Raw genomic sequence first — 13698 nt, forward strand, 5'->3', positions numbered from 1 at the left:
TTTGGCTACTCCATGATTTTTCCTTTGGCCGGACAACTTGGTTGTCATAATTAAATCCGAGACTATCCAAATCAGCACCTAGGAGGAGACGGCCTGGAAAAGTGGACGGAAGAAAATCGTCATATGTAACGAAGATATTGTGGTCTGGTATCATGGGGCATCATCACATCACTCGTCCAGAGGATTGGCCCGTTATGCCAACCGCTTACATGGACTTTTCATTAAAATCCGTAGGATTTTTGACCCGAAATCCTGCGCTTGATGTTCCTCCATCCAAATCAAAAAATGCGGGCCAGTTATTATATTTATTCGGCTGATACATTTGAAATAAATATTGAGCTTACAATCACATTTTAAGAACACTTAAAATTCATATTATTGACAACAATCTTAGTCATTTAATAGTATTAATTTTATAAAGTGAATAACATTAGAGTCGAAATGACCGTCTCGCCCCACCTCCCCGTTTAACAAAGCCAATTAACTAATAAACCAGGGAAATAAATTGCCTACCCAATTGTTAAACATTACTCTCCTATAGTTATGCATGAAAACCCATGAAGGCAGCAACTGGACTTCACATTCCTTCTGGCTTTTCCTGCCCATTTGTGACGGTGATCATTAACCTTACCTTGTGAAATCCGAAATCCCACTGTGTAGTCGTTACCGACTGCTTCACGAACAGCTTTAGATACCTCAACTAATAGACGAATTGGGTTTTCTTTGAAAGAGCTTGAAATATAGCATAAGCCGTGATTACAACTGCAAAGGTAAGAACGCTGCCCTCTTAAAAGAAGGAATTACATGTTAAGTCCCTCTCTCACAAGAGCGTTCGGTATTTTTCATAATTGATTATATTTTTCCCGATTCATCATACCCTCCTACTTATTTGAAAAAGGCAGTTAATTCACCAAAGAACTTATAATATATTGTTTTATTTCCCTCACTGGTTTCAGTTAACTCTTCATCATAAAAAAAGACCCCCGACCAATATGGTTGAGAGCCTTTGAAGGGCCAGAAATTCACGCTTTGAGAACTGAGGTGCACAACAAGACCGAATTTTTTGTATGTTTTTCATTAGACATTAGTGCTATCATATTTAATATCAAAAGCTTTCTTCAATAGCTTGCGGTTAATCAAATACTTTCAAGCCGTTCGTTCTTCTGCTTAAATAAATTTTCATCCTTTATTGTTCTTATTTCTCTTTAATAGTCGAGGCCACTTCATTAAATGATTGAACGATAGCCTGTTTAGAAGCGTTTGTTTGCTTCACAAATCCAAGTGCTATTGCTGCAATAACTCCTGGAATGGCATACGCAAGAAAGTATTGTTGTGTTGGTAAGTTCAGGGTAATGAGAAACCCTCCCATCATCGGGCCCATGATCGCACCCCAACGTCCTATTCCAGAAGCCCAACCAACACCTGTCGACCGTATTTCAGTGGGATAATACTGAGCAGCGAAAGCATAGGCAATAATTTGCGTACCTGTAGTTGTGGCTCCAGCGACCGCAATAAGAGCATATAAAACAAATGTATTAAATTTAAATCCAAGCAATGTTAAAGCAGTTACTGCCACCATAAAGAATATAATCATGACATTTCTGGTATTCCAACGATCTGCCGCCCATCCTCCAAAAACAGCTCCAAAAATGGCTCCAAAATTCAACACTAAAAGGAACATTATGCTTGACCCTAATCCATAACCTGCTTGTTCCATTATTTTAGGTAACCAAGTATTTAATCCATACATCATGAGTAAGCACATGGAAAAAGTGATCCAAATCATGACAGTACTTAAAGCACGTCCACCTTTAAATAATTGCGCAACCGTATTACCTGTTTTTGCGGGAATGATCATTTCATAATGATCATCTTTCTGAGGTGTATATGCAGGATTGACTTTACATAATATCTTACCAACTTCTTCAGTTTTATTTTTAGCCAAAAGAAATGCGATAGATTCCGGCATGTACTTGTACATCAACGGCAATGAGAGTAAAGGTATACCAGCTACAAAAAACACAGATTCCCATCCAAAATTAGGAATCAACATAATTCCTAACGCTGCTGAAAGCATTCCACCTACACAATAACCACTAAACATCAACGTAGTCAATAAACTCTTTAGTGACTTTGGGGAATATTCCGTCATTAACGCCACAGCATTAGGCATAACGCCGCCAAATCCTAAACCTGCCAAGAAACGAAAGACTCCAAATTCAGTCGGATTATTAGCGAATCCGTTTAATACCGTGAATACGCTGAAAATAACCACGCAGATCATGATTACATTTTTGCGTCCTATCTTATCCGCTAACGGACCAAAAAAGAGTGCTCCAATCATAATACCAAAAAGAGCATAACTGGCTAAACTTCCTGTCTGAATCGGGGTTAATCCCCAATCTTTCATCAGTACTGGTGCAACGGAGCCGTACACGACTAAATCATAACCATCAAAGACAATGACAAATGCGCACCAGAAGAGAACAAGACCATGGAAACGGTTAAATTTTGATTCATCAATCATACGATTTATATTAATTGAACGCATAATTATCTCCTCCCACTTTTTAATATACAAAACTTGATTTGTCATAATAGCGTTACGAAAATGAAATAAAGTTACAGACATTTACAAATAAGTATGTTGATGATTCGTGCTACTAATCATTTCTTCTGCTTAGATTTTAAAGTACATTCATAGAGTATTTATTTTTTTAAATTAGTAGTGTAGAAGTACTTTTGCGGAAGGAATCCCAACTTGGTTGCTTCAAAGGTGAGGTGTTCTCTAAATTTTGGATGGGCAACGTTGATTAAGGCTTCGGTACGCTCCTGGATTGTTTTACCCTTGAGTTCGGCTTTGCCATATTCGGTTACGATAATGTCGACATCATTTTTTGATGTAGTGATCACCCCCCCTTGCGGTAACGTTGGAACAATTTTGGAAATCGTGTCATTCTTCGCCGTAGAGTACAGGCAGATGATTCCACGTCCATACTTCGTTAGCCTCACGCCCTTCGTAAAGTCCGCTTGGCCTCCACTAGAAGAATAATATTTACCGTTAATTGTTTCAGAGTTACACTGTCCAAGGAAGTCGACCTCAACGGTAGAATTCACAGATATAAGGTTATCAAGTTGAGCAATATTGCGGACATCGTTTGATACATTGCATGGAAGCATGAGAACATCATTATTTTCATGAATAAAATCATATAAACGTTTTGTTCCCAGCGCAAAGGTAGCGGTCAACTTACCTTTATAAAGCGCCTTATTTCGATTGGAGATGGCACCGCATTCATATAAGTCAACAATTTTATCTGGCAGCATTTCCGTATAGACGCCAAGGTCACGATGATCCTTCAAAAATTCCATCAAGGCGTTTGGCATTGAGCCAAATCCGATTTGCAGTGTATCGCCATTTTTGATAATGTCAGCGATGGTTTGCCCGATGGTAAAATCTTTGTCGGTTAATTCCGGATTCCCCAACTCCGGAAGCTTGACATGGTTTTCAATTAGTCCCTTGACACGGCTAATGTGAATTTGATTCTGTTCGCCCAAGGTGCGCGGCATGTTTTCATTCACTTCCAAAATGATCGTCTTCGCTTCATCTAACAATGGACCAACGTAGGATACGCTCGTTCCCAACGAAAAATATCCATTTTCATCCATAGGGGAAACCGCAGCCATGATTACACGGTTGGTCGTCGCTAATTGTAATAGGGACGGGATATCAGAAAAATGATTAGGAAGCAAATCGATTGTTCCTTGATGAAAGCCAGCACGGTCTTGTACTCCTAAAAATATGGACACCTGCTTTATTCGTTCAACCTCCACGTCTAAGGCCGGATAGACTGGCAGCATACGGTAAAGACGGTTACCCGACAGGTGTGGATGGCCAGGCAAAGCGTTTAACAATGCCGGGGGTTCACCAGTACTGACGGGTAAGATGATATCATCTCCTGGTTCAATAAGACAAACAGCTTCTTCTGCTGTGTAACACTTAGCTTGATATTCTGTATGAAAACTCATTACTTTTTCCTCCTGTTCCATTTATACGAATCGGATTACCAGAATTGGACACTCTTAGCCGCTGCCACGTTGTTGCAACGTTTCCTGCGGTTTCTTTCGCCTTTGTTAACAAATCGAAAGGTTCAGCCACAAAATTGCAAGACCAGTTCCATATGTCCCCTCTGCTGTAATCATCTATCTTGTAAACAGCAATTCTGTTGCATTGCCTTCCCTTCCCTCCTAATCCTCTGTCATCCCCCTTGCTATAAAGCGCTTACATTTCTTCTTGTGAAATAGGCAGTATTAGATCTTCAAATAAATGCCCGCCTATTTCAAAAACAGATTAACACGCTGAGGGAGACTAATATATTCATTGTAAATGACCAAAGAGGCTAGATAGTTTCGAAATTTTCCGATTATTACTTTTACTTTTTCACTCTATTTATTTGGTAAGCTTGGAAAACATGTTTCTGTATTCACTAGGTGTCTGACCTTCTTCGCGTTTAAAGGTCGTTGAAAAATAAGCGGGACTTGAAAACCCTGTTTGGCTTGCGATCACATCTATGGGCAGTGACGTCATCTTCAGTAAATGCTTTGATTTTCCCAGTCGATATGTATTCAGGAACTCCACAAAGTTCATTCCTGTTTCTTCCTTAAATACCTGGCTGAAATACGAAGGACTCAAGTATACAAAATCCGCCACTTGCTTCAATTTGATTGGTTCATAGTATTTTAATTGGATATATTCTATCGCCGTTTCAATCGGGTTTCCTAGATCAACCTTCAATTGTTCCTCTGATGGCCTCTCCCGTTTTTCCAAGATTGGCGGTGTTTGGTTAAGTAGTTGGGCCGTGACCAGCCTTTTAAAAATGTGCAGCAGCTCATCTTTTACAATCGGCTTTAATAGGTAAGCCGAAAATCCGGCATTAATGCAATCATGTACTGTTCGAAACATTTGCAGATGTGTCACCACCACCACATGTATATTCGGATGGTTTTTTAACGTTTTTTTTCCAAACTCAATCCCATCCATATCCGGCAGTGACAGATCAGTCAGCAACAAAGTAGGCTGTTTGCGCTTGATTAAGGTTAAGCCTTTCTCAGCTGTTTCCGCCTCCCATAACGGAAAATCGCAGTACGGACTGTTTTTTAGGATGGAGCGCACGGCCTGGCGAGTTTCGATATCATCATCCACAACTAGAATTTGTGCCAAGGCAATTCTCCTTTCTTGGTACTTTCAAAATTTTGCTTAGAAAGCAAAACATTAAAATGGTGTCAGTTCCGTATAGTTTCCATCACGTAATTTTCGGCGCAATACTTTTCCCGCTGAATTCCTTGGAACCTCGGAAATGAATACATATTTTCTGGGCCTCTTGTAATTCGGCAATCGCTTATGAACTTTGCAAAAATGATCTAGCTCCTGTGGCGTTATCTCCGTACTTTCCGGGACAATATAGGCAGTCACAATCTCCCCCCAGCGCTTGTCGACTTCGCCAACAACCACCACTTCACGTACACCCGGATGCTCGCTAAGGACTTTCCCCACTTCCTGGGGATAAATATTTTCTCCACCCGAGAGAATCATATCGTCCACACGTCCGACGACATGGAGATCTCCATCTTCATCGAAGAAGCCCACATCCCCAGTGAAATACCAGCCCTGTTTAATCGCCTTTCTAGTGGCGTCTGGGCGATTCCAATAGCCTTTAAAAGCTTCTGCAGAATCCATTTCCACAAGAATCTCGCCGATTTCCCCTTTCGTTGAAACTGAGGTGATGCCCTGATGCTCCCAATCCAGATTAATCAGCTTAATACGTTGATGGAATCCGGGTTTTCCAGCGCATCCAGGTTTCTTTCTCACATCAGAAAAGAAGGTAAAAGTAAAGATTTCCGAACTGCCGTAGTGATTGACAAAATATTGCGGCTTAATTAACTCATCGCATTTTTGAATTAATTCTTCCGACATCGGTGAACCCGAAAAAGCAATAGAATGAATGCTCGAAAAATCCGTGTGCTTTGCTTCCGGATGAAAAACGAGATCATGATACATAGTCGGAGTCATAAACAGGCAGCTAATGTTTTCCTGGGTGATAGCCATTAACGATTCTTCGAAATCAAAATCTGGTAAAGCTACATAAGAACCGTTGAGAAACGTCATTGCCAATAAGGAACGCAGTCCGATCGTATGTGATAATGCTGGAATTCCGAGCGTTCGGTCAAACATTTGGTAACCGCATTGGATGATGTGGGCGATGGTTGCAGAATATTCATTTTTGTGCGTACGAGGCACTCCCTTCGGATTACCGGAAGTGCCTGATGTATACAAAATAACAGCCAGATCATCTTCCGAAATAAGAGGGAATTTAAATTGCAGTTCAGTACTTCCCGATTTCAAAAGATCCCTGTAGCTAATATCACCGACGCCTTCTTCCAGACCAATGAAAAACGGTCGCCCGTTAAATTTCTGCTTCAATACCAGGTGTTTGACGGCCTCTTCAAATACAATGAATTTAGTCTCAAGATCGTTCACGCAATACAAGATATCTTCAGCGGATGAACGGAGGTTGATTGGAGTGAAAACCGCACCTAACCGCTGAACGGCCCAAAACACTACTATGGTTTCAATCCGATTTTTCAACATAACCATTACCTGGTCATGGGGTTTCAGTCCCAGCTTATGCAGAGCAGAAGCTATCCGGTTGACTTCATAAGAGAGTTCCAAGTAGGTAAACCGCTTGTCTCCTTGTACCAATGCCTGATGATCAGGAAAGCGCTCCACGGCAAATAAAAACATCTTATATAAATTCAAAATGTCAGCTCCTTTAATCTGATTACACGTAAAATTGTTATGGACTCCCATTTATTCATTACAGAACAAAAAAAGATCACATCAATAGTAGTGCAACAATTGAAACTTACTTAATGTAGTAAACACTAGGATGATTATTGTCGACGCTCCCCACCATAAGTCTTAGTTCAATCTTACTTATCCATATGGGCGTATCAATAGAAATAACCTCTCATGATAAAGAGGTCTATTCAACAGCTTTTCTTTATTTATCAACGGATTTGCACGCGTAAAAATTGGATCCAGTCGCTTGTAATTGACACTTGAGTAGGAAAGTTGCTCTTTGTTTTCTTTGATTATACCAATATTTTGCGGCTTATCAAATGATGTTGTGCCATTATTCTGCAAATTTCGCCTTTAAGTTTATGCCCAAAGAAGGATAATTTTCAATAAGCAAGGAGAATGCATTGTGGGGGTCGCTAATTATTGCTTGGCTTGTGGTACATATTTGGAAACTCGTAACATCAACCAGGTAGATCGGAAGGCATGTCCGGAGTGCGATTTTGTCTTTTGGGGAAATTATAGTATCGGTGTGGGTGCACTAATCATCAAAGACAATAAAATTCTGCTTGTGCGCCGGAGCCAAAATCCAGGAAGAGGATTATGGACGAATCCTGGTGGGTATATTGAACAGTTTGAGCGTATTGAAGAAACGATTAAAAGAGAAGTATTCGAAGAAACTGGAATTACTTCCAAGGTCAATGGAATCATAGCCCTTGGGGATTTTCCAAAAGATGTCCACACTGTTTACATTGTTTTTTTGATGGATTCATTCATGCTTTCCTAACTAGTTATGATATCTATTTGATATTCAGCCTGATCATTCCTCTAGTCTAGCTGCAAACCTTTATGAACGGCTTTTCTGCTTCCTTTCTTTAAAAATCTGCGGTTTGACTAGACACTAACTTCGCCTACATTTACTTATACTCAGGATTCTTTTTATCGAAGTCGATTATTTCCCAAGAGATTTTTTTATCCCCTCCCTACCCCAAGCCAGGTAGCCAAGTTCCTCATTCTGTATTTCCACTTCTGTTCAATTTTTAACATTCTTCTAATCTATTCAATTCCTTCATGAGTTCCCCCCCTTTTCGGGTTTATCATTTATAAGTTTTTGCAGTTCCTTTTAGAGGCCAATATCGATTCTTTATCTTCTCCCTCACACCAGGAAATTTTATATAAGGTTCCAATTTGAACGAATTAAGCACAAGCGTCTATGAGTGTTTCTGGTTCAAATAATAGAAAGGAGCTATTTCCTAGAAGGAAACAGCTCCGAATTTATTCACTTCAATTTTGGGTCATCTTCACTTCATTGACATTTACCCTTCGAATACTGTTCCCTTATCTAACTGGGAGCTTCCTTTCTTGCATATAACGATAAACCGGAATTTCATCCCCTTTTTCAACTGGAATGAAGTTAAAGGTTACATAACTGTCTACCGTTTCAGGTTCTAGTGCCAATGCAATGAAGTTTGCATTTTGCTGGGACATTTCAAACACGTAACTTCCTTTAGGGAAGCTCTTTGTTTTTGTAGATACCGCTGTGGTCACCTGGTTTGTATAATGACCGTTCTCAAGTGTGGTGGAGACCTTTTTGTCTGTAACTTTATAACTTTCAACTGGCACTGTTGCTGATTTTTCGAGCTTTTTGACTTGAACGCCTACATGCTGCAGCTTGCGTGCGATATCATGATAACCTGGAGGCATTATGTAGGCGGTTGGCCGTTCACGTTCAAGTATTGCATAGGCTTCTGTGGAGTCTTCCCAGTCAACCGTGATGGATGTTCTTGCTGCTTTTGCTAGATCAACGACTTCAAGGGATTGGTTAGGCATGAGTTTGTTTTCACTCGTAACGACAATTTTGTCGTTATCGTTGACATGTATTCCTTTATTTATCACTTCTTTACGGGCATCACTGACAACTTTTTTAATTGTTTTTGCATTTGCGGCTGCTGATTTAATAAAGTTGGATTGAGCGACGGTATGGGCAAAGACACGGCGTTCAAAGTCTGCACGTCCAATATTGATTCCACGGGTTTCAATTAAGTATGTTAGCGTATTTTTTAAGCCAAGGGCGTTTCGTCCGATACGGGTTTCTGTACTTCCCTCGGTTGCGACCAGCTTGCCTGCCTCGTTTGTATCAAGGGTATAGTAATCATGATGGGTTAGTTTTTCTTTATCAAGGGCCTTGTTGACATCAGGGAGAAGAAGGTTATCGGAAGTTTTGCGAAGCTGTTCTGGGATGTTTAGGTTTTTCGCAGATGAAATCAGCAGGTCATAGGAAGCAATGGATCCTTTCTCGCCATATTGTTTCAGTAGGGATGAATTGACCGTATACTCGTGGGCATCCAGGACCACTTCAGGCTGGTATTCGTCAACGGCTCTATGTACGGCCTGCACTTCGGGATACTCGACCTTCATGTAATCCCGGTTGGCATCGAGGTTTGTAGCGATAAAACGTTTGAAGTAGTAGGATCCATCTGGATTCACGCGTGGAACGATGGCGACATTTACCTTATCAAGGACATTGCCAAGCTTTCCTTCCGCTAACAGCTGTGCCATGACTAAGGTTGATTCCCCTGCAGCCGGTTCATTTCCGTGAATTTGCCCTTGAATCCATATAAGGGGCTTGTTCTTGTTATTTTTGACTTGCTGCGGTTTATCTTTGGTGAATAGGATCATTGGCATTGTACGGCCCTCTAAAGACTCACCAATGTTCATTAGATGGACATTCTTATTTTTGCTGGCAAGTTTCTTCAAAAAGGAAAGCATTTCTTCCTGGCTGGTAAAGGCGACTTTTCCTTTGGCAAATCCAGGTGTGTTAAACTGCATGTTCGGCTTAGGAAAGAGATGGGCGATGTTATTCGGCTGAACATAGCTTGGACCTGTTCCATAGTATGGAATAAATTCGGTTTGCTCCTGGGCGGCTAAAGCTTTGTCCTGAAAAGTAGTTCCTGAAAAAGGGAGACCTGCAGTTAAGGCAAGAGCGGCTGCAAGCGAAGTAACACACAATTTTCTTTTCATAAATCTTTCCTCCTTATTTCTAAATGTAAGATTATTCTAAAAATTATCACAATAAAGAGAAAAATGAAATGCCCTCAGCGGCTTTTCGATGAAAAACAGGAATCCTCTCCTATAAAAACCCCTGTTTTTTTTTCGAAACAATCCATTGTACCCAGATTTCCGTTCTATTCTAACAGTCCTTCCTGGATGCAGTTTATGCATTCTTATGCTTATTGATTTATTCATATAGAAAAAATTAAACTGACAGATGGATGACTTTGTACTCCATCTGTGGATTTTCATCCACTTTCCCTCTAAATTTTCCTGTTGTATCGTCCAGCGAACCGAGGCAGGTACGATACACTATGCGGCTACCCTTTCTAGTACCTTCCATCCAGATCTGTACTGGTTCATTTGATTTATTTTCTGAAAATTCAAATGAAAAGATAGAATTATCTCCTTCCTTCTCTTATGTTAAAAGAAGACAATTTGAAAAGGAGGAATTAGATGCCCAAATTATAGCCCCTGATTGCACCAGCATACTTATTAGGCTTCTTCATGAATATCAATCCTCGCTAAAACAATGTTAGATTTTCTTACACATTCGTAGAAAAGTTCTCGATTTAGTATAACTATTATTCTATGTAAAAATGTAAGGGAGGACTTCATTTGAAAAAATCTTTTTTCGGACTTTCACTACTTTTAACAGCCTGTTTAAGTTTTACAACGGCAGCCTCTTCTGTCACTACCATCGATGAAACGAAAACCCTATCACAACTAGCACAGCTGAAGAATGAGTCAAATAAAGTCATTTCGGAACGTACAAAGCCTTCACAGATTTCTACTTTAAAAGCTCCACCCCACTCCAAGACCTCACAAAACAAATTTAACATCCAGGAAGCTACCATTTCAGACATTCAATCGGCCTTGAAAACCAATAAAATCACGTCCAAGGAACTTGTACAAATGTATTTGGACCGTATTGAAATGTATGACGACCAAGGTCCGAAAATTAATTCTATTATCACGGTGAATTCACAGGCATTACAAATAGCTGAAGAATTAGATAAAGAACGAAAACAAAAACGACAAAGGGGACCATTGCACGGTATCCCGATTATTGTAAAAGATAATTATGATACCGCTGATATGCCAACAACTGCAGGATGTATTTGCTTAAAAGACTCCATTCCTGACGATGATTCTTATCAAATTCAAAAATTAAAGGAAGCAGGAGCGATTATTTTAGCAAAATCGAACCTTCATGAGTTTGCCTTTGGCATCACAACTGTAAGTTCCATAGGAGGGCAAACGTTAAATCCTTATGATCTGGAAAGAAATCCAGGAGGATCGAGCGGTGGTACAGGGGCAGCAATTGCCGCTAATTTTGCAGCAGCTGGCCTCGGAACTGATACTGGTGGTTCCATTCGTATTCCATCCGCCTTTAATAGCCTTGTAGGCATCCGCCCGACCATTGGCCTTTCCAGCCGTGACGGCATTGTGCCGCTTGCACTAACTCAGGATGTCGGTGGACCGATGGCTAGAACCGTTACTGATGCAGCAATCTTGTTGGAGGCAACTGCTGGGTATGACCCAAATGATACAAAGACTGCCTGGAGTGTTGGGGAAACGGAAGGGGATTATGTTAAATCATTAGATCGAAAAGGCCTGCAAGGTGCAAAAATCGGGGTGATCAGGGACTTATTCGGCAAGCAGGCCGAAAGTGCTGAGGTAAACCGAGTCACAAATGAAGCCATCGAAGACATGAAGGAATTAGGGGCGGAAGTGGTTGACGTTAAAATCCCTGAGCTTGATAAAATTTTAGCCTACCCAAGCTTGAGCAGCTGGGAATTCAAGTTCCAATTCAATGATTATTTGAAATCGCTCGGATCGGATGCGCCATTTGACTCCCTAACCGAGATCATTGAATCAGGACAATTTCACCCTTCTTCAAAAAACTCGTTAGTAGCAAGGGATCAAATCAAATCATTGGAGGAAGAAGAATATAAAGATATTTTATTGTTCCGGACAAAGCTCACACAACAATCCTTATTAAAAGTGATGGCTGACCAAGATTTGGATGCGTTCGTTTATCCGTCCACTTCCCAGCCGGCCGAACTCATCGGCAAGGGCCAAAATGCCGGAAGCGCAAATCGGCTTAGTGCCTTTTCTGAATTCCCTGCCATCACAGTGCCGGCGGGCTTTACATCCGATAATTTGCCGGTCGGGGTAGAGTTCCTTGGAAGAGCATTTAGCGAACCAACATTAATCAAACTAGCCTATGCTTATGAACAAGGAACGAAACATCGTAAACCACCGTCTACAACACCTTAATAAAAGTTCAATTATGTGTATTAACACCACGTGGATTTATTTAGTAATTAAAAATCGTAGTAGAAGAATGTTGGAATACGAAAAATGCAAAAAAGTACCGTTTGACTAGTCAGAATTATTTTGTGGTTGCTAGCATATTGGTGCCTGATTTCGAAAAACACGTATTTGGGGGGTGTCATTTATGCCCCCCTTCTACTTGGTCTAAAGAGAGAACTGTTTATGAGCGACATATCCACAAGTATTCCACAAAATAAAAAGACACCCGTTACTTAGGATGAACTGTAACCCGGTTTTTAGACACCGAATAAAAAAGGCCTTTCGATTATGCTGCTAGTAAATGACTCCAGTATTGTGAAGTGACCCCTGTCAAGTAGACAGTAATAAAACAACATATTTAAGAAGCCTGAGTTCTGTATTCATATGGACTCAGGTTGTTTAATTTTTCCTGGAAACGCTGATGGTTATAGAAACGTATATATCTACGTACGGCATCCTTAACTTCTTCGGCTGTTTGGAAAGAATAAAGATGGAAACACTCCGATTTAAAATGGCTGAAGAAGTTCTCCATACAGGCGTTATCCCAACAGTTTCCCTTCCTTGACATACTGGCTTTCATCTTATATTTTTGTAGAAGGTTGTTATATTGGCGGGATGTATATTGGTAACCCTGGTCGCTGTGCAGGAGGATCCCCCGTGCTGTTTCAATAAGTTGATTATATACGTGTCTTGTCTGTGAGGACACTAAAAAACCCGAATAAGGGACTTTTTTTAAAGTGTCCATTATTCGGGTTATAGTTCATCTCTCCACAGAGCCTTCCTTGCAATCTTTCGACAATCTTCGGGTGGTGACAGGCACCAACCATCTATATAATATAATCTTATTTTTCTACTTGATTCGGTTTTCCTTATCAAAAAGGAAAGCCCTGCAGAGATAAAGAGCCAGTCATTTTCTTTCCATGACCGGCTCTCCTTTTCTTTTATTATATAAATCTTTCGCCATATTTCGGGTGGTGACTGGCACCCAAAACTAATTCAGCGCATTAACTGCCGCTTGAGCTACTCGTATATCCTCCTCAGCCGAACCGCCGCTTACGCCGATTGCCCCAATGATTTTGCCGTTTTTACGTAAAGGTATCCCCCCGCCTAACACGACAACCCGACCATTATGGGTTGTATTAATACCGTAAAATTCTTTTCCCATTCCGGCTGCCTGAGCTATGTCTGCAGTAGGCATTTTCATCGCTACTGAAGTCCAAGCTTTGTTTTGGGCAATTTCCACACTGACTAATAATGCATCATCCATACGGTGACAGGCTACTAAATTCCCACCTTCATCTACTATGCTAATGACCATAGGGACACCCATTTCCTTAGCTACCTTTTCAGCACCCTCAATTAACTTTTTTGCTAATTCTAAATGAATATGAGCCATATTCTCCATCCTCTCCTAATTAAAAAGATAATGGTAAGCCTTAAACTATACTGGCCGCGTTCTTTCCAATTCTGCG

The 13698-nt window shown here is 40.6% G+C and carries 10 protein-coding genes and 1 pseudogene; 3 read left to right on the top strand and 8 right to left on the bottom strand.

Annotated elements, in window-relative coordinates:
• The first annotated feature begins 101 nt into the window (after positions 1 to 101).
• Positions 102 to 317, top strand: a complete 216-nt coding sequence (locus CUU64_RS17510) for a copper amine oxidase (protein ID WP_257985581.1) — start codon at positions 102 to 104, stop codon at positions 315 to 317.
• Between the two features lie 270 nt (positions 318 to 587).
• Here the strand turns inward: CUU64_RS17510 and CUU64_RS22765 are convergent.
• From CUU64_RS22765 to CUU64_RS17535, 5 genes and pseudogenes are all read right to left on the bottom strand, one after another.
• Positions 588 to 722: pseudogene (locus CUU64_RS22765) on the bottom strand (NADH:flavin oxidoreductase); the annotation flags it as partial.
• Between the two features lie 473 nt (positions 723 to 1195).
• The gene (locus CUU64_RS17520) at positions 1196 to 2551 is read right to left on the bottom strand and encodes an MFS transporter (RefSeq protein WP_101634927.1); all 1356 of its coding nucleotides are present in this window, start codon (positions 2549 to 2551) and stop codon (positions 1196 to 1198) included.
• Between the two features lie 158 nt (positions 2552 to 2709).
• A complete protein-coding gene (locus tag CUU64_RS17525) occupies positions 2710 to 4029 on the bottom strand; it encodes an acetyl-CoA hydrolase/transferase family protein (RefSeq protein WP_101634928.1) in 1320 nt (439 codons plus the stop codon).
• 421 nt (positions 4030 to 4450) lie between these two features.
• Positions 4451 to 5221, bottom strand: a complete 771-nt coding sequence (locus CUU64_RS17530; protein ID WP_101634929.1) for a helix-turn-helix domain-containing protein — start codon at positions 5219 to 5221, stop codon at positions 4451 to 4453.
• A 51-nt stretch (positions 5222 to 5272) separates the two neighbouring features.
• On the bottom strand, positions 5273 to 6817 hold the full coding sequence (locus CUU64_RS17535; protein WP_101634930.1) for a class I adenylate-forming enzyme family protein: 1545 nt from the start codon (positions 6815 to 6817) through the stop codon (positions 5273 to 5275).
• A gap of 448 nt (positions 6818 to 7265) precedes the next feature.
• Here CUU64_RS17535 and CUU64_RS17540 point away from each other — a divergent pair, with 448 nt between their 5' ends.
• Positions 7266 to 7643 carry an NUDIX domain-containing protein gene (locus CUU64_RS17540; RefSeq protein WP_180954657.1) on the top strand — a complete coding sequence of 126 codons (378 nt, stop codon included), beginning with the start codon at positions 7266 to 7268 and terminating at the stop codon, positions 7641 to 7643.
• Positions 7644 to 8194: 551 nt separating this feature from the next.
• Here CUU64_RS17540 and CUU64_RS17545 read toward each other — a convergent pair.
• On the bottom strand, positions 8195 to 9877 hold the full coding sequence (locus CUU64_RS17545; protein WP_101634932.1) for a M14 family metallopeptidase: 1683 nt from the start codon (positions 9875 to 9877) through the stop codon (positions 8195 to 8197).
• A gap of 648 nt (positions 9878 to 10525) precedes the next feature.
• Between CUU64_RS17545 and CUU64_RS17550 the strand changes: the two genes are divergently transcribed.
• Complete coding sequence (locus tag CUU64_RS17550) at positions 10526 to 12190, top strand: amidase family protein (RefSeq protein ID WP_257985582.1); 1665 nt, start codon at positions 10526 to 10528, stop codon at positions 12188 to 12190.
• A gap of 394 nt (positions 12191 to 12584) precedes the next feature.
• On the opposite strand, the gene CUU64_RS23215 is transcribed toward CUU64_RS17550, so the two are convergent.
• Together CUU64_RS23215 and CUU64_RS17560 are read right to left on the bottom strand one after the other, a co-directional pair.
• On the bottom strand, positions 12585 to 12971 hold the full coding sequence (locus CUU64_RS23215; protein WP_101634933.1) for an IS3 family transposase: 387 nt from the start codon (positions 12969 to 12971) through the stop codon (positions 12585 to 12587).
• Positions 12972 to 13217: 246 nt separating this feature from the next.
• Positions 13218 to 13622 (bottom strand): GlcG/HbpS family heme-binding protein, encoded by a 405-nt coding sequence (locus CUU64_RS17560; RefSeq protein ID WP_101634934.1) that lies wholly within the window; start codon positions 13620 to 13622, stop codon positions 13218 to 13220.
• Positions 13623 to 13698: the final 76 nt, after the last annotated feature.

The organism is Bacillus sp. V5-8f (assembly GCF_002863565.1).
In the GTDB taxonomy this organism is placed as follows: domain Bacteria; phylum Bacillota; class Bacilli; order Bacillales; family DSM-1321; genus Peribacillus.